Origin of the sequence: Mesorhizobium sp. Ca11 (assembly GCF_020165275.1) — a bacterium.
In the GTDB taxonomy this organism is placed as follows: domain Bacteria; phylum Pseudomonadota; class Alphaproteobacteria; order Rhizobiales; family Rhizobiaceae; genus Mesorhizobium.
The window spans coordinates 255,714-277,063 of the sequence record NZ_JAIUHU010000007.1; the positions used below are offsets into that span (position 1 = coordinate 255,714).

Genomic DNA, 21,350 nt, shown 5'->3' on the forward strand with positions numbered 1-21,350 from the left:
CTGTGGCCGGCCAGTATGGCTGATTTGGTCAGTCCTTGTGCATTTTTCCTGCAGCCGGCAACTCTTCCGGCCGATCGTCGGGATCGCCAGCGCGCTGTTCGTCAGCGTCGCCGGCGCGTTGCTTGTGAACGTCGCCAGTGCGCTGCTTGTCACGGTCGCGGGCGCGCTGCTTGTCAGCGTCGCCAACCCGTCGCGAACGTGCCTGCATCTTGCGCTTCTGCAAATTGGCGCGCAACGCCTCGGCCAGCCGGTCCTTGCGCTCGCCGCCGCCTTTTTTCGGTGGATTTGCCTTGTCGTCCATCGTCCATTCCTGACCGGCGGTCAGCCGGCCGCGATTCCGCATGGCTAGCATTTTCGCGCGGCCATGTCATGAAAGCGGGCCGAAAGTCGGGTTCATCCTGTGGATCAGCCGCCCATGCCGCCCCAAACCGTATAATTGCCGGCGGGAATCACATGCGACGCTTTGGGTTTTTCTTGGCCTTGCGCTTACCGGTTCGATATGGCAGAAGCGCCGCCATCGCAGGCTGCGGTAGCTCAGTGGTAGAGCACTCCCTTGGTAAGGGAGAGGTCGAGAGTTCAATCCTCTCTCGCAGCACCAGACTTTTCCGAAGCAGCATCAAAAACTTAGAGTTTTCCGTGGCTTCCGCCTGTGCGGACTGTTATGGGAATGTGCTCTGGTATGGCGGGAATTCGGTGGAGAATGCGGGGTCTATCCAAGCGCAAAGGCTCTGAGGTTTGGCAAGGCAAGTTCCGAATCCCCCAGCGTCTCTGGGATCGGCGCGACGATTTGCTGAAGCTGGGGGCCTCTGCGATAGGCGGAAGCCAGGAGTTCACAAAGTCGCTTGGGGCGCGAGACCGAGGCCAGGCAACGCGCGTCTACCGCGAACGGCTGGATGCCTGGGAGCGACTCCTGGAGGCCTGGCAGGCCCTTCTGGACCACGGCCCGCGCAGCCTTAGCCAAATGGACGCGGTGAGGGTGGCCGCGCTTGGGGCCGCTCGGCGGTGGGAGGCCTTCAAGGATAATCCGCTGGATGCCCCCGTTGCGGCCCACGGCTCATTCTCTCGCCCCGTCTTCGCCCCCTCCGACAATACCCGAAGCCATCTCGCGGGCATGTCACCAGAGGCACGGGAAGCGGCGCGGCTGGAAGGCATTGCCAATGCTCGGCGGCTGCTTGACGGCGGGCCTATTGAGCGGGCCAAGGCGTTGCAAGATGTCCGCGACGGTCGAGGCTTTCCGTGGTGCTTCCCCGAGTTTCGCGCGGTCGGCCTCGCCATGATGGAAGACGCGCGAGGCTCGGCCATATCGGAAGATCTGGGGGCGGCGGGCATCACGGCGGCGGATGAATGGTCGCGCTTCCTGGTCGGCCTTGAGGGAATAGGCGCTAAGGAGCGGTTGGCGGCAAGCCTTGAGGCGCGGCTGTCGGGGGACCTTAGCGAACCTGCATGGGTCGCCGATGCGAAGCAGGCGACTCCGCCTGCGTCGGGGCCAAAGGGAGCCAGCGCCAAAGGGGTCACCTTCGAGGCGATCATTGACGCCCAGGTCACCAAGAAGAAGGCGGGGCAGGGCTCCAAGCCGATGCCCGATAAGTCGGTCAAGAAGTACAAGCGAATAGCGGAAGCCTTCGCCACTCATCGCGACTCAAAGAATGCCGCTACGGTGACGCTGCGAGAGGTCGAGGCCTGGCTGGACGCCATGCAGGAGGAGGCTGGGGTCTCAAACCGCACCATTGCGGATAGGCTGGTGGCCATCGGGACTATCATCAACTGGGGCAAGAAGCAGCGAGACCACCGGGACGCCATGGCCCAGGCCGAGACCATCTCGGGGCGAGTGGAGTTGCCCAGCTATATGGAGAAGCCGGCAGACGAGACCTCCTATACCATGGAGGAGGCCCGCACGGTTCTGCTGGCGGCGCGGAGAGAGGAGGACGCCAGCAAGCGGTGGCTGCCCTGGCTGTGCCTCTATGCCGGCCTGCGGATCAGCGAGGCGAACACCCTGCGGAAATCTGATTTCTTCCAGGCCGAGGGCCTCTGGTTCTTCAAGGTGACCAGTGCCGGCAAGCGTTCCCTCAAGACGGCAAACAGCGAGAGGCGCATCCCGGTCCATCCGGCGTTGGAGGCCGAGGGCTTCCTGGTGTGGGTGGAGGCGGCTCCTCAAGGGCAGCTCTTCAGGGATGGGGCTACGTCCCTCATCGGGCGGTGGGTGCGGGGGAAGGCGGTGGGGCTGGTGAGGCCTGGGTTGTCCCCTAACCACGGGCTGCGCCACCTCTTCGTCGGCCTGTCCCGGCGCTATGGGCTTGAGGGGAGCGCGGCGGAGTATCTCGCGGGGCACTCCACTCAGGCGGTTCACGCCAAGTACGGCTCCTCGGATGTCATGCTGCCTGGGCTTGCTGCGGAGCTAAGAAAGATTGAGCCGTTGTTGGAGCCGTCTGGAGGTGCGGGCGGTTCAGGCGGCAGGCCTCAGGTAGCTGCTGAACAAGTGTATTTACAACTGGGATAATTTGAACAACTTAGGAAATCCCCGAACCTACCATTTCTCTTCACGAGATGGCCCCGGCATCCATCTATCTGGCACGGGCGCTTTGGGTCTGGCGGACTCGTACCGTTTCGCCGGGCTTCACGATACTTCCGCTTCTTGAATTCCCAGGGATGGATGTTGTCCTCGAACGCCCAAATGCCCCTCCTATGTCGCTTGGCCTCATCCAGCGCCTGGAAGTATCGTTCATCGGGTCCATATCGTTCCAGCACCCAGGCCCAGCCATTGATGACCATCTCCAGTTCGATGTTCCTCGTAATGAGCAGAGGTGCCCCAAAAGACTTTGCGACGTGGAGCCGCTTAGCTGCTGTTCGGAACTGGTTGTCGGCATAGGCCAGCGTTAGAAAGGGAACACAAACAATTCGCCCGTAGCTGTCCACCGACCGGCCCGTATCCATCTTCATTAGGATGACAAGCTCCACCCAGTTTCCACCGATCAGATCGGTAAGAAAATCTTTGGCCTCTCGGCCACCGGGTTGCTCTAATTCGGGAGCATCGATGAAGCCAAATCGAGCTACTGTTTCGAACTCTTCTTGATCGCTCGCAGCACCCGGGACTTCGGAAGCTCTTATCCTCGTAAGAAACCCGTCGCCGTCGAATACGTTCAGCACTGGCGCTTTAATGGTATCCGTTCCCGGATGCTCAGGTACAATAATCACAGGCTCTTCTGGGCTCATGACGTAGACCGCGAGGGCGCAAGCAATTTCGAGCCTAGAAGCAAATGACAGGTTCAACAAGTGTAGGGTATGCGCGGACAAACTGTCGATGGCCAAGCGCAGGAGAATAGGCCAAAACCTATTTCTAACCGCCAAAATCAGCGGCCAGGAGGTCCACCTTGAGTCGAGCGGCGACGGGTCGGAGCGCTATCCTCGACACATCGGAACTTATATAGAGTTGACCGGCGAGCTGGAAGCTCCGCTCAAAGGCACAACGTCGCTAGCAATTTCGATTCACGAAGTCGCGGGGTCTCTGCAAGAGAATGGCCATTCAGCCGGAATGATCTTTTCGGTCAAGCCGGTGGTCAGCCTGTCCCTCTGGGTTGACCGATATGCTGAAGATCGCCTTGTCACTCTCGTCTCTGCTAGGCGTATCACCGATTTTTACGCAACGACTGAGCCTCCTCGATACGGGAGAGCCCAGCTTCTGAATTGGTCACTCCGGACCGCCCCAGAGCCGGAGTAGGTGTGTTCTTAACTCGCCTACGGCAGATGGTATGTGAAGGCCGCCAGATTCCGAGGAGGGGAATGGATCGACTTCAAGCACTAATCGCCCATGTGGACGATGCGGATTTCGTCCACGGGTTCGTTGCGCCAACCTTGATCGATCCCTGGGTCAGGTACCTAGAGAGAATCCGGCCCCGGGCAGACCCGACAGACCTTATCCCCCCGCGACATCGACGCAACATCGGCTATCGGTTGCAACTTGCCGAGTTCGAATGTGCTTTGCTGCTCCTCAATCTTGAAACCCAGAGACAGTTTAACGGAGCGTCTACGCTTCACGGAACAATCTCATCGATGAAGATGCACCAGTTCGTTGTCCTAACTCACTCGGTCCTGGAAGGGATAGGAGCTCACCTAGTTCGCGTTCACAGACGAATGCAGGGACAAGCAGTAAATCCTAACGACAAAATTGCCACACGGATTTGGCGCCCGGCGTTGGTGGACGAGGTTCTAAACTCGGCGCAACCTCCGCCCATCGCGCGGGCAGACCTAATCGCTAGGCTCCAGGACCTTACGGATTGGAGAGACCGGATACACATGGACCGAATCGAGCCCCATGACCCGCTTCACATCAACGAGTTCGATAATGCAGGTCGCTTCATTCCCGCCCACCAGACGTTCAGGATGATCCTGTCAGGGCTGAGTCCAAACTGGCCGCCGGAAACCTGCTTGAATGAGCACGTTGTCTAGCCGCTGCCAGGATCGCCAGAAGGGTCGCTCACGCGAAGCATTCTGATCTACGCGAGAGAGGGAGAACCGTCCCCCGCGCCCCCCGCATTCCGGAGGTGAAAACGTCCCTTCTCCACCGGATTCCCGGCTGCCCGAAGCCTGGTCCTCCTTCTGGCTTCCTTATAAGGAAGGTTGACTCTTGTAAGGAAGAGAATAGAAATTCGCTGTGTCTATTCCTCGGAGGAGAACCAATGGCTCAAGTGTCTTTCATCATGGCAACCAAGCTCATCGAACTCCTCGGCTCCGCTAACGGGAGCGGGGACCTGAGCGTCAGTGTCCTTTCCAGCAATCAACTGGCACTCGGCGTGGATCCGCTTAAACCCACGAGTGTACTCGATCTCTCAAACGAGACGGTACGATCAATAGATCTCGAAGAGGCCAAGAAGGAGACGGCATCGCCAGAGGCTGTCGTCCCGTCGCTAACTCATCGCGCGTCCCGCCAGACAGGTAGCTACATACTGAAATTTAAAGGCGTGACTACGGACTGTTGGTCGCTCAGAAACCTACTCGAAGAAGGCTTGAAATCTTTTGAAGCATATCAGCCTGGTGTTCTCGACAAGCTATCCGCCATCAAGCCCCGTACGAAGCGGATCGTAGCGCGTGATCCGTTGCACCTTTTCGATCAAGCTGCCCTAGCCCACAAGTACGCCCAGCCCCTAATGGACGGATGGTGGTTTGGGACAAACAACTCAGCCGAGGAGACGCAGGCATGGTTGCGGCGCGGCGCTGAGCTTGCTGGGCTCCGGTGGGGCAGCGACGTCTCCACCAGCATGCCGGTAGACCGTTTCCTCTAGAAGCCCGGAATGCGACCGGGGGTAGCTCACGCGAAGCCTTCTGTTCACGTGACAGCGGGAGGATTTCCCCCCCCCGCCCCCCACGCCACCTAACCTGCGTCAATTCACATGCGGATTCCCTGGGGTCGGCAATCGGGGTCAAAGACCGTCTCACTAGGCCTTGCCCTAGCGAGTCCGCCGAGACCGTGTGCAAATGCGTATCATATGAATGGGTATTGACATTTTGAGACTGCTGAATCAGAGACTCAAAGAGTCCAGTGATCCGAAGCGGAGTGCCCTACGATGAAGACCCCAAAAGCCACGCCTACCGGAGCCGGCCAGCTTGTCGGCTACGCCCGCACCTCCACCACCGACCAGAAGGCAGGGCTTGAGGCCCAGCTAAGGGACCTCACCGGAGCCGGGTGCGCCAAGGTCTTCCGCGAGGAGCTGTCCTCGGTGGCCGCCAACAGACCGGAGCTGGAGAGGACTCTGGACTACGTGCGGGAGGGGGATACCCTCATAGTCACCAAGCTCGACAGGCTGGCCCGCTCCGTGGCGGACTTGGTGGAGATCACCGCCAAGCTCCGGGCCAAGGGCGTCGCCCTCCGCATCCTCGCGATGAACCTCGATACCGGAACTCCCACAGGCAAGCTCATGCTCAACCTCCTGGGCTCCATCGCGGAGTTCGAGCGGGAGCTGATGCTGGAGCGGCAGCGGGAGGGCATCGCCAAGGCCAAGGCCGAGGGGAAGTACAAGGGAAGGGCTCCCACCGCGAAGCGCAAGGCCGCCGAGGTGATCAGGCTCAAGGCAGAGGGTAAGACTGGGGACGCCATCGCAGAGGAGCTGGGGATCGGCAGAGCGAGTGTCTTCAGGATACTCAGGGCACAGGCCGGAACGGCGGCGGACTGATGCGGCCACGGCGGGGTGACTGCTTCCTCAAGGGATGCCGGGAGCGCCCCGATCCGACCGGATACTGCCAGTTCCACTATTGCTTCAGCGTGCGGAAAGGCTGGAGGTTGCCCGATACCGTCTGGGAGCTGCCGCGCACTCAGCTAACTCAGCGGCAACTCGGTGCCATATCCAAGCTCCGGGTCGATGCCCCTCTGTCCGAGGTATCTCGCGCCCTCGTAGCCGCGACTCCCGTCCCGGCTTCGGACGCTCCTCCACGCCTAGGTCCTCCGCCTCGCACCAAGTGCCGACGTTGCCAGCGTCCAGAGGTTCGCGAAGGGCTCTGCCCCAAGCACTGGCTGGAGTGGGCTACAGGGCACAGACTTCGCTGGAACCTGGCGGAGAATATACCGATTGCCAGACTGACAGCCGCCCAGATCGAGGCCATTCGCAATCTGGCTTCAAGGGGCGACTGGATGGTGATCCACGGGATCGCCTCAGTGCCGGACCCCACGGTCGAGACCCTGGCTGCCGAGGCCGAGAGGGCCGAGCGTCATGCGGCCTACAGCCTCGCGGGCCGAGCGGTCGTGGCCCTCCTTTACTGGTGGTCCGTCAAAGAGCTTCGCCTAGGGCCGCCCGCCAGGTGGAGACTGCTGCCGATACGACCAGCCACCTCCGAGGAGTGCATTGCGGTCTCGCTGGCCGGTTACCTGGCGGAGTGCGTCCACCGCCGCCTGGAGCCACGCCGGCCCGATGAGCACGTATGGCGAGCTATCACCCGCCCCGCCTTCCGACCTCATGGCATTGATGACGATGAGGACGCCGTGTCGATCATCAAGACCCAGCATGGAGGGGCCGACGACCTGGCGACCCTAGCCAGCTACCGGCAGCATGAGGCGACGACAGCGGGGCTACTCCAGGACCCGCGAATGTGGGCAGCAACAGAATGCGTGGCCGACGAGCTGATTCGGCGGAGACAGCTCAATACCCGCGAGGTCTTGTCGCTATTGTTGGACGCCTCCTTGTTTCCGCTGCCACTCCCTGGGAGTTGAAAGCGGCACGTTTGTTGAAAATATTCCGCTCGTTGATCGAGTTCATCGAGTAATCACGCCACTATTAGGCCGCCCGATTTATAGTATTGAAATCGTAAGAGTCTTGCTCTATCTTGCGGGATGTATAGTCAAAACTCCCAAAACTCGAAAAATACCCCTGCGCGACCCTCCCTAACCGGAGGGGCACCAGGATTACATCCGGGGCACGCACCCGGAGGCCGCCCTCTATTTGGGCGCGGCAGCTCCTATACCGCTCCCCCTTGGAGCGATGGACCACACGGACTTACGGCCCTCCGCGCGAGGGTTAGGGCGGCCCCTGACAGATAGGCCTAAGCACAAACCATCTGTCCACTCGGCTCGAAGAGGGTCGGTGCTGCCCCTCCCATACGGCGCCTAGGTAGCTAGGTGGAGAACAAGGGATGAGGGGCGGGGAATGGTCCGGGAGTGACGCCCTCCCGCTGATGAAGACGCGGCAGCGTCGAAACCAAATTCCACGATTTCAGTCCAACAATAGGAAGCAGCCAAGTGTCTGTTATAGATATTCCATTCGACTCCCAGGAGATAAACGACCCAACCACCCTCCGCGCGGTCATTGAGATCGATCGAGGCCCTCGACCTGAAGGCTTTGCCCCTCCACAGCATGCCGGATCGTACGGGGCCGTCCTCTGGGGTCGGGGCGACGTGCTTCGCTTCTGGAGGGCCGGCTGCGCCAAGAGCGACGACATCCTCAGGGCCGCCGCTGTGTCGCGTCTCCTGGAGGCGCGGCAGAGGGACGCAACGCTCCTCGTCCACTCCAAAGGGTTGGTAGGCATCCTCGACCACGTAGCCAGGAGTCGCGGGCGCACGGCAGGCGGCAAGCCCTTCGATGGGTTCGACTTCCTGAAGCCAATCCAGGAGGCCAGGGATCGGGGGGAGTGGCGGCTGGTGCCGTTCAAGGCGCGGGTGGAGGAGCCGGAGGGGCACCACCTCGCGGTCCAGTCAGCCAGGTCCGGCCTCCGTGCCGCGCTCAGAAGGCTCCCGTTGCTCTCGACTCTCGCCGCCGAGCACAAGGACCCTCTCAACTTCATCGCGGCTACCGACGCAGACCCCGACCCGGATGGCCTGGTGAGCCGACTGGAGGCTGCCCGTGGATAGCGGAGGGTCTCCCCACGACATCGAGCACCGCGCCGCTGCGCCCTCCGACCTCTCGCCCCGCCGCTGCGCCGCCCATGGCTGCAAGAACCTCACCCAGCGCTCCGCCAGGAACGGCCTCTCGGAGACCCTGTGCAAGCGACACGTCGAATTCCGACGCCGCCACGGGACCTACTGGCGGAGGAGCTACACGATGGCGGAGCTAGGGCCGTTCCAGGCGGCGGCGCGGCGGTGGCTCAAGGCTCACCGGGGCGACCGCAGCTTGGGCCAAGTGGTCGCTGCCCTCAATGGCCTCCTGGCCGGAAGCGGGGCCGCCCGGACTGCGCAGGACGCTCGATGGGCCGGCACCGAGGAGAAGGTGCGGAATGCCTTGGCGCGGCTCCATGAGGCCGGGAAGTCGGGAGAACAGCTCCTCCTGATCACCCTCACCGTGAAGGCCGCCCAGTCGGCTCTCGGGCCGAGGGCCAACCCGGAGTTCCAGTATGTCCAGATCGCCAAGATGGCCCATCGCCTCGCCTCGGGGACCCATGTCCGTTCCGCACTCTATGGCACCTTCTCTCGGTACCCTCGCGCGGAGGGGGCCTTCATGCGGCTCCTCGGGCAAACCATCGAGGACATCGCCGGGATCGTCGCGGACTCGGAGGCGGTGCGCGAGGTGGTAGAGGCGGCGGGGAGGCACGAGCGGTGACGCACTTTGACGAGAGATCGGACCAGGACCACGACCCACCATTGGTCCTTCTAGGTGCGGACGACTTGGGGGAGGGCACCGTACCTCCTCCAACCCCCACCCTCATGCACGACCCGTGGCTGACCGTCAGCGAGTCATCCCCTTTGGCTGACCTGGCGGCCTCCCTCCACGCCAAGCTTGAAGCCGCCTCCAGCCGCAACCCCAACCGGAAGCCAAGGGCCGACGCCGCCGAGCGCCGCCTCGCGATTGTCCAGAACCTCGTGTCCAACCTGGCGCTGGTGGCCCTCCGCCATCGGCCGGGGGCTCGCCTTGCCGTCCAGGCCGACAAGAGGGCCGCCACACGCTACGACCGCAAGGACTTGCCGCGCGGCCCCCTCATCGACACCCTCAAGTCGCTGGCCGGGGACGGGCTGGCGGTCTACCGCCCGGCAGTCTTTAAGCATCTGCGGACGACCGTCGAGCCTACTGCACGGCTCCGCTCCAGGTTGACCCAGGCCGGGGCATCGCTGGCGGACTTCGGCCGCGCTCCTGGTGGAGAGACAGTCATCCTCAAGGCGGTCGTCGGCAGGAACAGGCCGAAGCCGCTGGTAGACTACCCAGATACGGGGGAGACCCTCCGACTGCGAACCGAAATGAAGACCATCAACGACGCACTGGCGGGGGCCGACATTAGGCTCTGCGGCGAGCGCCAACCACCCGACCAACTCGTCCGGGTCTTCCTCGTGGACGGCGCGGAGGCCCCCGCCACGTTCGATGGCCACGGGAGGCTTTTCGGGGGCTTCTGGCAGTCGCTCCCACGGGCGAGGCGGGCGGGCCTTACTATAGGTGGGGAGCGTTTGGTGGAGTTGGACTATCGCGCGATGTACGTCCATCTGGCTTACGCCCACGTCGGGGCGACCCTGCCGGCCGGAGACCCGTATGCGGTGGCAGGCCTAGAGGGGCACCGGGACGCCGTAAAGAAGGCCGTCGCGTCCCTGTTCTTCCGTGATGGGACCTTGCGCCGCCTCTCCGGGGAGCTGCGGGAATTGCTGCCTGCGGGATGGACAGCCAAGAGACTCTCGGAGGCCGTGGCGGCCAAGCATCCCGCCATCGCGCACCTCCTCGGGACCAACATTGGTCCGAGCCTTGCCAACACCGAGAGCAACATCCTGGTGGCTGTGCTTCTTCGGTTGATCGGAGGGGGCGTGGTGGCACTACCCATCCATGACTGTGCGCTTGTGGCCGAAAGCGCCAAGGCGGCGGCCATGGCGGCTATGCGTGAAGAGTCCAAACGGCTGGTGGGGGTGGCCCTACCGGTCGAGGAGAAGTCTCGCCAATAAGTCGCTGCTATATGCAAAATAACTCGCTGCTAAAGGGCTCCAGGTGGGGTCTTAGGGTGTATTGGAAGGCCTCCGCTCCGCCTCATCGTCGGCCCACTTGGAGTAGATGCTCAATGTGACTGCTTTAAGCACCGGACCCTCGCATTACCTTGAGGGTGACGATGAGGGCGAAGCCCCTCTCAGGTATTGGGTCTGTTGCGCCGGGGGGGCACCGTGAGAGGTCTCCTTCAGAAACTGGCGAAACCACCCAGCCCTCGTTCGACGATCCCCGCGTTTCCCGTCGCGTTGTGAAGGTGTTTGCAAAATCGTCACTTGTGTTTTGCCGAAATGTCACTTATGTGTTGCGACACAGGTGGCATTTGAGTTCCACAGCCAACACAAGGATCGCTCACAATGATCAATACCAAAAGGGTAGCGGCCGCTTTTGAACAGCTTCACGCGGGGCTCGATGCACTTGCTGCTGCTCTAATGGCCGAAGAGGCGACAGAACTGGTTGGCCCCATCGAAGCCGTGCGCCGGTTCCGTGCTGCAAACCCTGAAGCGACAACGGCCGAAGCGGTCGCCGCGCTCGTGCCACACGGGTATAACGCTGCCACGATCCGCACCCAGATGTCGCGTCAGGATGACATTGGCCCGAAGCAAAATGAGTTCATCGACCATCGTATCGATAGCGTTGATCCTATCCAGATGACGAACTTGAAGACTGGTGAGCGGGTGCAGCGCGGCAAGAATAAGGACATCTTGCGTGAAATGGCTAGGAAGCTCGGCCTCCCGAAAGCCGGCGCGATGTATTGCTACTCCCCCAATGGCGACGAGTTCACGACACACGATTACGCACGCGCCGTGCTGAAGGAGCTTAACGCCAACGCTTAACCAATCTCGCCGATCCCCGGCCCTGGCGCGGCCAATGCCGCTACCGGTCCGTTCAGGCGGCCTTCTTCTTTCGCTTCGGGCCGAAGTCCTTCCACACTTCGTCCATATCGAGGCCGCCATCAAGAGCAGCCTTCATCTTCGTGCGGGCATTGTCTGAGAAGCACTCGAACTTTGATTGACCAAATTCGAATGTGTGGCAGCAATTTGGGTCCTCATCTATCCCCAGTTTGCGGCGGAGCGCGAGGGACCGGGGAGGAGTCAGCTTCAGAGAGTCAGCTAATTGCTGGGCTCGCATGTTGAACTTCTTCTGAAGGTCGATTTGCCGAACTGCCGCCGCACCCTCAGGGTCATCCCCGCCTACGAACTTAACTGGCGCACCTTGTTTCTTAGTGAAATGCACAGTGATTGCCGTGCCTTCCCCCTGGACCGCACTGGCGACCGTGTTAAGGCGGGGGAAAACGGCCTGTAATGCGCTTCCGTCCCTGATGGCTTTCTCGATCCGATTGATGTCCTTCTCGGAGATTTCGACCTCGTCGGCTACGAGGGCCTCCATGGCCAACAGGGATCGAATGCGAGCCCGCGCCTCATCGCGCTTTCGGTTGCCTGGTTTCAGCAGCTCCGCGATCAGTTTGTACTCGCGGTCAACGAGGAAATCGAAATCCCCTGGCGGCATTGTGGAGACGGGCAGTACGCGCGGCGGTATGCGCGAGCTTATGTCGAGATGGAGCACCCTTTGCATGTACGCGTCGAACGCTGTGATCAGTGCCCGCGTGTGAAGATAGAGCGTGTCCTCCTCCAGCTTGGCGAACCAGTGCTGTTCGGCATCGCGTAGAGCGTCGATCATTCGCATCACACGCGCTTCGGCATCTGTTAGCCCATGATTCGCGCGACAGAGGCCTAAGCACTTTTCGAAGCCGATGCTCATTCCCGATTTATCATCGAAAACCTTCACCTTGTTTTGAACGAGAACTGCCTTGAGCAGCATTTCGCAGGCGTGTTGGAGGTGCAGCAGGACCGAGCAGACCCGACCCTCATCGTCATATGAATTGAACGTGGACATTGCGATCCGAAGGGAAGAAATCGCCTTATTGCTGAGCGTGCGTGCGTCCCGAATTAGGGGCATAATGGAGGTCCTTCGGCAGAGTCGATTGGCGTCAGGTAACTCCCTAGGCGCATGGCAAGCAATACCATTAGGGCCTGGCCACTCTTCGGTGAGAAGGGGACGATTTGACTTTGTCCGCTGCGGCGCGGACATTGCGAAAGTAGCACCGAGCGCCAAGACGGGATCAACTGTTCACCCCGCGTTTTCCCGATTGCCTTCCTGCTTCCTACCGGGTCTATTGCCGCGAAAAGCAGTTGGAGGGGGCACCATGGCGGCTGGTCGCGTCACACAAGCGGAAATCAACAAGGCGGCGTGGGCTGCCTGCGACACCTTCAGGGGCACGGTCGACGCGTCGGTCTACAAGGACTACGTGCTCACCATGCTGTTCCTGAAATACATCTCCGATGTCTGGAAGGATCATTACGAGACATACCGCAAGGAGCATGGCGACCATCCCGACCTCATCGAGGCGCTGATGAAGAACGAGCAGTTCGTGCTACCCAAGGGCGCGGGCTTCTATGATCTCCACCGCGACCGCCACAAGGCCGGCAATGGCGAGCGCATCGACAAAGCGCTTCATGCCATCGAGGAGGCGAACGGCAACAAACTGCGCGACGTGTTCCAGGACATCTCCTTCAACGCCAACAAGCTCGGCGACGAGGAGCAGAAGAATGACATTCTGCGCCTGCTCCTGGAGGACTTCGCGAAGGACAGCCTGGACCTAAGGCCAAGCCGGGTCGGCAGCCTCGACATTATCGGCGGCGCCTACGAGTATCTCATCTCGCGTTTCGCGGCATCGGCCGGCAAGAAGGCGGGCGAGTTCTATACCCCTGCCGAAGTCTCCACGCTGATGGCGCGGCTGGTCGAGCCGCAGGAAGGCGACGACATATGCGATCCGACATGCGGCTCCGGCTCGCTCTTGATGAAATGCGGCCAGGAGATCACCCGGCACACCGGCTCCAGGAAATACGCGCTCTACGGCCAGGAGGCGATCGGCTCGACCTGGGCGCTGGCCAAGATGAACATGTTCCTGCATGGCGAGACCAACCACCAGATCGAATGGGGCGACACCATCGGCAACCCGAAACTGCGCACGGCGGAAGACCAGTTGCGCCATTTCGATATCGTCGTTGCCAATCCGCCCTTTAGCCTCGACAAATGGGGATCTGAAAAGGCCGCCAATGACCGTTTCGGCCGCTTCCGACGTGGCCTACCGCCCAAGACCAAGGGTGACTACGCCTTCATTCTCCACATGATCGAGACCATGAAGCCGAGGACGGGCCGTATGGCCGTCGTCGTGCCACACGGCGTTCTCTTCCGGGGATCGAGCGAGGGTGAAATCCGCCGCAAGTTGGTCGAAGAGAACCTTCTCGATACCGTCATCGGCTTGCCCGAAAAGCTGTTCTTCGGCACCGGCATACCTGCCGCCATCCTCGTCTTCCGCAAGAAGAAGCCCGACGACACTGTGCTCTTTATCGACGCCTCGCGGGAATACGAGGCCGACGCCAACCAGAACCGGCTGGGTGAGGAGCAACTTCTGAAAATATTCGCCGCCTTTGATGATCGCGTCGCAATCGATGGGTACGCCCACCTAGCGACGGTAAAGGAAATCGCCGACAACGACTTCAACCTCAACATCCCCCGCTATGTCGATACCGTCGAGGAGGAGGAGGAGATCGACCTGATAGCGTTGCGGGCCGAGCGCCTGAAGCTGAAGGCCGAGATGGCAGAGCTTGAGGCCAAGATGGAAAGATATCTGAAGGAACTCGGTTATGGTGCCTGAGGGTTGGACTAGGCACAGTCTTGAGGATGTCGCAGAGATTCGCACCGGCTTGGCAAAGGGGAAGCAGTACGGCGACCCCATCTACATGCCATACCTTAGAGTTGCTAATGTTCAGGACGGTTACCTTGATTTGTCGGAAATAAAGCAGATAGCGGTTGGCGCCGAGGCGGTTGATCGCTACTTGCTTCGATACGGGGATGTTGTTCTAACTGAGGGAGGAGACTTCGACAAACTCGGCCGTGGAACACTTTGGCGCGGAGAAATACCAACCTGCCTCCATCAGAACCATGTGTTTGCGGTGAGAACAAAGACGGACGTTTTGTCGCCAGAGTTCTTTGCTGCTCAGAGTGGTAGCCCGTATGGCAGACGGTATTTCCTATCCTGCGCTAAGCGAAGCACCAATCTAGCGAGCATCAACTCGACGCAACTCAAGCAATTTCCCGTTCTTTTGCCTCCGCTCCCCGAGCAGAAAAAGATCGCCGAAATCCTCTCGACCTGGGACGCGGCCATCGCGACGACCGAAAAGCTGCTCGCCAATGCCGAAGCACAGAAACGCGCCCTCATGCAGCAATTGCTCACTGGCAGGCGGCGCCTGAAGGGGTTCGGTAGCGATTGGGTGCGGGTCCAAATAGGAAGCCTGTTGAAGGAGACCCGTCGCGCCGTAGACTGGTCCGACGACAATCTTTACAGCTTGCTCAGTCTCAGGCGACGATCTGGTGGTCTCTTCTTGCGCGAAAGGCTACACGGGCGAGAAATCCTCACCAAGGGAATGAAAACGACCAAAGCGGGAGATTTTCTGATCTCGAAAATGCAGGTGGTCCATGGTGCAATGGCGATGACGCCGGCCAAATATGACGGAATGCATATCTCTAATTCTTACATCTCGCTCATTCCACGAAACAAAGGTCAGTTCGAAATGCGGTTTTTCGATTGGCTGTCCCGAATGCCGTTTATGTATAGGCTCGCGTACCTGAGCAGCTATGGCGTTCATATTGAAAAGATGACTTTCAATCTGGATTGGTTTCTTCAAGAGAAGATAGTGGTGCCGGCGACAGCCGCTGAGCAGTCCAGAATTGCTGACATCCTCGACGCTGCACAATACGAAGTCGACACCTTGTCAGCGGTGAAAGCTAAAATCTTGGACGAGAAACGCGCCCTGCTGCAGCAACTGCTTACAGGCAAGAGACGGGTGACCGCGTGAACGCCCCCGAGCGCCCAAGGACCGACGAGGAGACCCAGGCCAAGGTCCCGGCACTCGCTTTGTTGACGAAGCTCGGCTGGTCCTACCTGTCACCACAGGAGTGCCTCAGGCTGCGCGGAAGCGAACGGGCGGTGCTACTTGATGCTGTGATCCGCGACCATCTCTCGGGCTGGCGTTTCGCCTATCGCGGCGCGAGCCATGCGCTCTCCCCAAGCGGCATCGCCCAGGTTTTGAAGGCGCTCAGCAACACCGGGCTCAATGAGGGCCTGACGCCGGCCAACGAGCGGGTCTGGAAGCATCTCGCCCTTGGCGCCACCGTCACCGAGTTCATGCCGGATGGCCACAAGCATTCCGTCACTGTGCCGCTGCTCGACTTCGCCAATCTCGCCAGCAACCGCCTTCAGGTCACCGAGGAGCTGTCACTCGAACGGGAGGGTGGGCATGGCCGCTTCCGGCCCGACATCGTGCTCTATGTCAACGGCATTCCGCTCGCCGTCATCGAGGCCAAGCGCCCGACCGGCAGCCATGCCGAAAAGCAGATGCTCGCCGAGGGTGTCTCGCAACATCTCCGTAACCAGAAGCCGGACGGCATCCCCGCGCTCTATGCCTATGCCCAACTCGTGCTCTCCATCTCCGGGCAGGATGGCAAATACGCTACGACCGAGACCCCGGCAAAATTCTGGTCCATGTGGCGCGAGGAGGACATTCCCGCCGCCGACATCGACGCGATGGTCAACACTAGGCTGAGGCCGCAGCAAAATTCTGCGCTGTTCGCCGAGCGTCCCGCCCATGTCCGCGCCTTCTTCGATGGCCTCTGGTCGAAGCCCGTCGCCGCCACCGGCCAGGATCAGCTCATAGTCTCACTCCTGCGGCCCGATCGCCTGCTGGAGTTCGTCCGCTACTTCCTCCTGTTCGATCGCAAGCTGGGCAAGATCGCCGCCCGCTATCCCCAGGTGTTCGGCATCAAGTCGATGCTGACGCGGATGGAAAGGCGCAACCGCGACGGCGGCCGCGAGGGCGGCGTCATCTGGCACACCACCGGCTCCGGCAAGTCCTTCACCATGGTCTTTCTGCTGAAGGCGCTGTTGATTCACGACGCCCTTGCCCGCTGCCGCATCATCGTCGTCACTGACCGGGTCGACCTGGAGCGCCAGTTGTCGGCCACCTTCATGGCGGGCGGGGCTTTCGGCTCATCGATCGCAACGAAAAAGGACGGGGAGAACGCCAAGGCTTTCTCAGGTCGCGACCTGGCGCGGCGCATCGGCTCCGGCACCGAGCGCATCATGTTCACTCTGCTGCAAAAGTTCAATTCGGCGACCCGATTCAAGGAATGCCACAACGGTTCGCAAGACCTCATCGTGCTGGTCGACGAGGGGCACCGCAGCCATGGCGGCGAGAACCACGAGCGGATGCGCAAGGCGCTGCCCAACGCCGCCTTCATCGCCTTCACGGGGACACCTCTTCTGAAGCACGACAAGACGCAGAACAAGTTCGGGCCGATTCTTCACGCCTACACCATGCAGCGGGCGGTGGAAGACGGGACTGTCACCCCGCTGCTCTATGAGGAGCGCCAGCCCGTTGTCGAGGTGAACGCCGGGGCGATCGACAAATGGTTCGACAAGATCACCACCGGGCTCTCCGACAAGCAGCAATCCGACCTCAAGAAGAAGTTCGCCACCCGTGGCAGCGTCTATCGCGCCGGCAACCGCATCGACCTCATCGCTTGGGACATCGCCACGCATTTCTCGCAAAACTTCAAGGAGCTTGGCACGGGGCTGAAGGCGCAACTGGCGACCGACAGCAAGCTCTCCGCCATCCGCTACAAGCAGGCACTCGATGCCACGGGTCTCGTCACCAGCGCCGTCATCATCTCGCCGCCCGACACCCGCGAGGGCCACGAGGACACCGACGAGGCGAAGACCCCGGAAGTTCAGAAATGGTGGGCGGCCAATGTCGGCAACGACCCGGAAGGATACGAGCGTCGCGTCATCGAGGATTTCGCCACGCCAGGCAAGCCCGACATCCTCATCGTCGTCGACAAGCTGCTGACCGGCTTCGACGAACCGCGCAACGCGGTGCTCTACATCGACAAATACCTGAAGGAGCACAACCTGCTCCAGGCCATCGCTCGGGTGAACCGGCTGCACGAGGCCAAGCAGTTCGGCTTCCTGATCGACTACCGCGGCATCCTGACGGAACTCGACACGTCGTTGAAGGACTACCAGGACCTCGCCCAGCGCACCCAGGGCGGCTATGACATCGAGGACATCGAAGGCACTTTCGCCAACGTCGCGACCGAGTACAAACGCCTGCCCGGTCTCCATGCCGCGTTGTGGGCAATCTTTGCCGGCGTGAAGAACAAGGGCGACCGCGAGCAATTCCGCCTGGTGCTGACCCCGGATTCGGTTCTGGGCGAGGATGGCGCGAGCCATGACCGAAACCAGAAGGTGCGCGAGGATTTCTATGCCGCGCTGACCGAGTTCGGCATGTGCCTGAAGCTGGCCCTTTCATCCCGCGCCTTCTTCGAGGACGGCTCCTTCAGCGAAGCGACGATCGCCGACTACAAGAAGGACCTGAAGTTCTTCACCGAACTGCGCATCCAGGCCAAGCAGGACGCCATGGAGACTGTCGACTTCTCGGCCTACGAGGAGCAGATACGCAAGCTGGTCGACAAACAGGTCGTCGGCGTCGAGATCAAGGAATCGGAAGGAGTCATCGATCTCACCGGCTTGGCGGAGGGCGACCAGGCCGGCTATGACGCCTCCGCCTGGAGCGACGACAAGACCCGCGCCGAGACCGATGTCATCAAGACCCGGCTGACCAAGACCATCGAGCAGACCCTAGCCGATGACCCCTATGCCCAGGCGGTCTTTTCGGATTTGCTGCGACAGGCGATCAAGGAGGCCGAAGCCCTCTTCGATCACCCGCACAAGCAATACATTCTGTTCAAGGACCTTGAGGAGAAGGCGAGAATGCGGGCCAACCCGCATGTGCCCGACCGCTTCCCCGACAATCCCCATGCGCAGGCCTATTTCGGTCTCTTCCCGCTGGTGCTGGGCGAGGTCGCGGCATGGAATCGCGGCGAGGACTGGCTTGTCGCCGAGGCCTTCCATATCGACAGTGTCGTAAGCAACGCGGTGGCGTCGTTCTCGATCAACCCCGCCAACATCGAGGCCGAGATCAGGAAACAGCTCCTGCCGCGTTATTTCAAGGCGCTGGGAGGGCTGGACAAGGCCCAGGCGCTGGTGGACCGCATCGTCGAGATCGTTCGCCTGGGAGCCTCCCGTGGCACTCTCTGAGCGCAACCTGTCGACGCTGCGCTACGGCGACCAGAACATCGCCTATTCCGTGCGGGTCAACCCCAGCCGACGTGAGCGCATTGCCATCCATGTTCATCCTGATGGAGCCGTCGAGGTCGAGGTGCCCGAGGATGCCAGCGAGGAGGCCATCCACAAGGCCGTGATGAAACGCGCCCGCTGGGTTCTCCGCCATGTCACCGATGCCAGCAAGCGCTTCGAGCATGTGCTGCCACGGCAATATGTCAGCGGCGAGCAGGCGCTCTATCTCGGCCGCCGCTATGTCCTGAAGGTCATGCAGGTGCCCAAGGCTGAGCGGTCCATCAAGCTGAAGCGCGGCCTGCTCGTCGTTGCGACCGACAACATTGACCGCGCGGCGCTCCGGGCTCGCTTGCGGGCCTGGTATCGCCTCAAGGCACGGGACTACTTTGCCGGCCGCATCGAGGCAATCTCCAGGGCACTGCCCTGGGTCCAGGAGCCGCCGCCTTTCCGGTTGCTCGACATGAAGCGACAATGGGGAAGCTGTGCGACGGGCGGCTCGGTCACCCTCAATCCGTTCCTGGTCAAGGCTCCGCGCGAGGCCGTCGACTACGTGATCACCCACGAGCTTTGCCACCTCAGGGAGCACAATCACAGCCCCGAGTTCTTCCGCCTCCTCACGCGCTCCTTGCCCGGCTGGGAGGCCATCAAGTCGCGCCTTGATCATAGCGCCGAGATCATCCTCAACGACTGAAGAGCTTGCGCTAATCGAAAAGCGAGTTCCTTTGGCAGGTAGCCGCTTGCCAGATTTTGGAGGCGTTCAGGTTTGGACGTGGTGTGCCGGCGGCGGCCCGCTTGGGAACACTACCTGAACTCCGAGTTCTTTTGTGGCTTTTGCCACGAACCTGTGGATGCGTTCATACGTGAACGCCTGAAGAACATTCATCAGTCGCCGATAGCTTGGGAATTCATCGCCTCGGATAGTAAAGCCGATTTCCGGCTTGGCCACTAAGGCACCCTCTTCGAAACCCACGATCATGGAAAAGTCGATGCCTTCGCTTGCCTCCTCATGGGCGTATCGCTTGTGCCGCAGGTCCATGATCCGATCGTGGATCGCCCGCAGTTCCACATCTTTGTAAACTCTATTTGGATCGAGCTGCGGCAGCCCTCTGGCCCCAGTGGTGAACAACCTCCCATACGTCACTGAGAACGCGAGGATTAGCCCGTCTATCTCCATTATGCTCTCTAGTGTGAACTCGGCTTCAAGAGTTTCCATGCGATGGAGGTAGTGGTCAGCAGTGCTCACGCAGAACATGACGTGGCCCCAAGTCATAAGGGCTTGGAGAGGACGGCTGTTTCGGATGCTTTCCGCACTGACGGCGGTGCTCATGGGGTGCGCCTGCCGAACGACCTAGAGAAAAACGTCACAAGTGACGCGCACGTGCCGAGCATAAGCATTGCATCCTCTTCGGCAACGGCCGCGTCTCCTGCGTTTAGCAGAGGATGCCTAACGCCGGGCTCGTCGCTTCCGAACCCATAGAGTTGCGTGATGGCGCGACGAAGTGAGCCATGCAGAGGGCGCCGCTTGCTGAGTTCGTCGAGCGCGTCAGATACTTTGCTCTTACCAGTAATCCCTCGGACTACCGACTCAACTGCGTGCAGACTTTCTCGGATGCTGTCCGCAAAGTTCCCGTCAGAAAGCTCCGATGCCGCGCCCTTAAGATGGGCAATCGCTCCAATGTGTCCGGCCGCCTGGGCACTGTGGAATGCCTGGCTTATTGATTGTGCCTCTTGCAACGAACCCACAGGCACCAACGTATCGCCGTCGATCAATCGATAGGCTGAGTGCTCGGCTTCCAGCACCATTGCCACCTCAGATGAAAAGTACCTATCCCGGGCTAGTCTGACCAACGCCTGCACCACGCCAAGGACTGCCTTCGCGTTGAGACTCTCAAAGAGCTCCTCAAGTATCGTCAGGTTGTAGGATTTGCGGGGTTCAAAAGTCGTCGTGAGCTGGCCGAGGTGCTCCACGTTGAAACGCTTGAGAATTACACTCCACGTTGGTCCCAGGTCGGTCCGCCAACCACGCTCCGCCATCTCTGTTTCAATAGACCTTACAATAGTGTGCAGCAGGCGAGCCCTCAGAGTGTCCGGCATTTCTTCCGGAAGCAACTGACGGGGCAGCTCGGCAAAGCCTTCCGCCTGCTCGAAAGTCAGATTCTTCCGCCGTCGAAGCTCGTCGTCGTTTGTCATCGCGAAGCCTGATCAAATCCAAAACCCGATATAGCTCACTGAGCCAATCTTGGGCAAAGTAGCATCGGCTACCTTGTGGACAAAAATTTGGGCACCCGGCGGAGGCACGGCGTGGGCGTGCTCATCAGAATTGCTAAATGAGTTCAAATCTTTAAGTGGTTGCAAAATGTCTGGCAGAGACCGCAGGGAACTCCGGTCCTGGGACGACCCAACTCCTAGCCCTCCTTCCATATTGAAGATGTTGTGGATCGCTGTTATGAGAATGGATGCGTTAGCCCTGAAAAGTTCTTTGTTTTCAATGCTGTGGTGCCACCTTTGAGGAACTTCAATCCTCTCTCGCAGCACCAGATTTTCCGAAGCAGCATCAATACCAGAAGCCATCTCTCAGGCATGTCACCAGAGGCGCGGGAAGCGGCACAGCTGGAAGGTATTGTCAACGCTCGGCGGCTGCTTGACGGCGGCCCTATTGCGCGGCCCGTCAGACCAGCTCTTCAGGGATGGCGCTACGTCCCTCATCGGGCGGTGGGTGC

At 60.6% G+C, this 21,350-nt stretch carries 16 protein-coding genes and 1 tRNA gene; 12 read left to right on the forward strand and 5 right to left on the reverse strand.

The features are described 5' to 3' along the window. Positions 1-28 precede the first annotated feature (28 nt). A complete protein-coding gene (locus tag LB538_RS15210) occupies positions 29-301 on the reverse strand; it encodes a hypothetical protein (protein WP_224523940.1) in 273 nt (90 codons plus the stop codon). A gap of 222 nt (positions 302-523) precedes the next feature. Here LB538_RS15210 and LB538_RS15215 point away from each other — a divergent pair. Together LB538_RS15215 and LB538_RS15220 are read left to right on the forward strand one after the other, a co-directional pair. Continuing rightward, positions 524-598: transfer RNA gene (locus LB538_RS15215), tRNA-Thr, on the forward strand. A 102-nt stretch (positions 599-700) separates the two neighbouring features. Then, on the forward strand, positions 701-2,497 hold the full coding sequence (locus LB538_RS15220) for a hypothetical protein (RefSeq protein ID WP_224523717.1): 1,797 nt from the start codon (positions 701-703) through the stop codon (positions 2,495-2,497). Here LB538_RS15220 and LB538_RS15225 read toward each other — a convergent pair. Then, a complete protein-coding gene (locus LB538_RS15225) occupies positions 2,458-3,270 on the reverse strand; it encodes a topoisomerase DNA-binding C4 zinc finger domain-containing protein (protein ID WP_224551705.1) in 813 nt (270 codons plus the stop codon). The two genes, LB538_RS15220 and LB538_RS15225, sit on opposite strands and share 40 nt — an antisense overlap. Positions 3,271-4,673: 1,403 nt before the next feature. Between LB538_RS15225 and LB538_RS15230 the strand changes: the two genes are divergently transcribed. The 6 genes from LB538_RS15230 to LB538_RS15255 all read left to right on the forward strand — a co-directional run bounded on the left by LB538_RS15230 (position 4,674) and on the right by LB538_RS15255 (position 11,206). Further along, the gene (locus LB538_RS15230) at positions 4,674-5,276 is read left to right on the forward strand and encodes a hypothetical protein (RefSeq protein ID WP_224523723.1); all 603 of its coding nucleotides are present in this window, start codon (positions 4,674-4,676) and stop codon (positions 5,274-5,276) included. Between the two features lie 282 nt (positions 5,277-5,558). Then, the gene (locus LB538_RS15235; protein WP_224523725.1) at positions 5,559-6,164 is read left to right on the forward strand and encodes a recombinase family protein; all 606 of its coding nucleotides are present in this window, start codon (positions 5,559-5,561) and stop codon (positions 6,162-6,164) included. A gap of 1,556 nt (positions 6,165-7,720) precedes the next feature. Next, positions 7,721-8,329, forward strand: coding sequence for a hypothetical protein (locus LB538_RS15240; protein WP_224523728.1), 609 nt, complete (start codon positions 7,721-7,723; stop codon positions 8,327-8,329). A gap of 190 nt (positions 8,330-8,519) precedes the next feature. Then, positions 8,520-9,014 (forward strand): hypothetical protein, encoded by a 495-nt coding sequence (locus LB538_RS15245; protein ID WP_224523731.1) that lies wholly within the window; start codon positions 8,520-8,522, stop codon positions 9,012-9,014. Positions 9,015-9,157: 143 nt separating this feature from the next. Next, positions 9,158-10,333: a hypothetical protein gene (locus LB538_RS15250; protein ID WP_224523734.1), complete on the forward strand. Its 1,176-nt coding sequence runs from the start codon at positions 9,158-9,160 to the stop codon at positions 10,331-10,333. 393 nt (positions 10,334-10,726) lie between these two features. After that, positions 10,727-11,206: a hypothetical protein gene (locus LB538_RS15255; RefSeq protein WP_224523737.1), complete on the forward strand. Its 480-nt coding sequence runs from the start codon at positions 10,727-10,729 to the stop codon at positions 11,204-11,206. 52 nt (positions 11,207-11,258) lie between these two features. On the opposite strand, the gene LB538_RS15260 is transcribed toward LB538_RS15255, so the two are convergent. Continuing rightward, complete coding sequence (locus LB538_RS15260) at positions 11,259-12,266, reverse strand: hypothetical protein (protein WP_224523739.1); 1,008 nt, start codon at positions 12,264-12,266, stop codon at positions 11,259-11,261. Positions 12,267-12,576: 310 nt separating this feature from the next. On the opposite strand from LB538_RS15260, the gene LB538_RS15265 reads away from it, so the two are divergent. From LB538_RS15265 to LB538_RS15280, 4 genes are read left to right on the forward strand one after another with little or no spacing between them, the layout of a single operon-like run. Next, on the forward strand, positions 12,577-14,091 hold the full coding sequence (locus LB538_RS15265; RefSeq protein WP_224523741.1) for a type I restriction-modification system subunit M: 1,515 nt from the start codon (positions 12,577-12,579) through the stop codon (positions 14,089-14,091). Next, positions 14,081-15,292 (forward strand): restriction endonuclease subunit S, encoded by a 1,212-nt coding sequence (locus LB538_RS15270; protein ID WP_224523743.1) that lies wholly within the window; start codon positions 14,081-14,083, stop codon positions 15,290-15,292. The genes LB538_RS15265 and LB538_RS15270 overlap by 11 nt, the downstream gene beginning before the upstream one ends. Further along, on the forward strand, positions 15,289-18,591 hold the full coding sequence (locus LB538_RS15275; RefSeq protein ID WP_224523745.1) for a type I restriction endonuclease subunit R: 3,303 nt from the start codon (positions 15,289-15,291) through the stop codon (positions 18,589-18,591). Before LB538_RS15270 ends, LB538_RS15275 begins: the two co-directional genes overlap by 4 nt. Then, positions 18,578-19,321, forward strand: coding sequence for a M48 family metallopeptidase (locus LB538_RS15280; protein ID WP_224523747.1), 744 nt, complete (start codon positions 18,578-18,580; stop codon positions 19,319-19,321). The genes LB538_RS15275 and LB538_RS15280 overlap by 14 nt, the downstream gene beginning before the upstream one ends. A gap of 66 nt (positions 19,322-19,387) precedes the next feature. On the opposite strand, the gene LB538_RS15285 is transcribed toward LB538_RS15280, so the two are convergent. Together LB538_RS15285 and LB538_RS15290 are read right to left on the reverse strand one after the other, a co-directional pair. Next, positions 19,388-19,957 carry a hypothetical protein gene (locus LB538_RS15285; protein WP_224523748.1) on the reverse strand — a complete coding sequence of 190 codons (570 nt, stop codon included), beginning with the start codon at positions 19,955-19,957 and terminating at the stop codon, positions 19,388-19,390. Next, positions 19,954-20,820 (reverse strand): hypothetical protein, encoded by an 867-nt coding sequence (locus tag LB538_RS15290; protein ID WP_224523750.1) that lies wholly within the window; start codon positions 20,818-20,820, stop codon positions 19,954-19,956. The genes LB538_RS15285 and LB538_RS15290 overlap by 4 nt, the downstream gene beginning before the upstream one ends. Positions 20,821-21,350 lie beyond the last annotated feature (530 nt).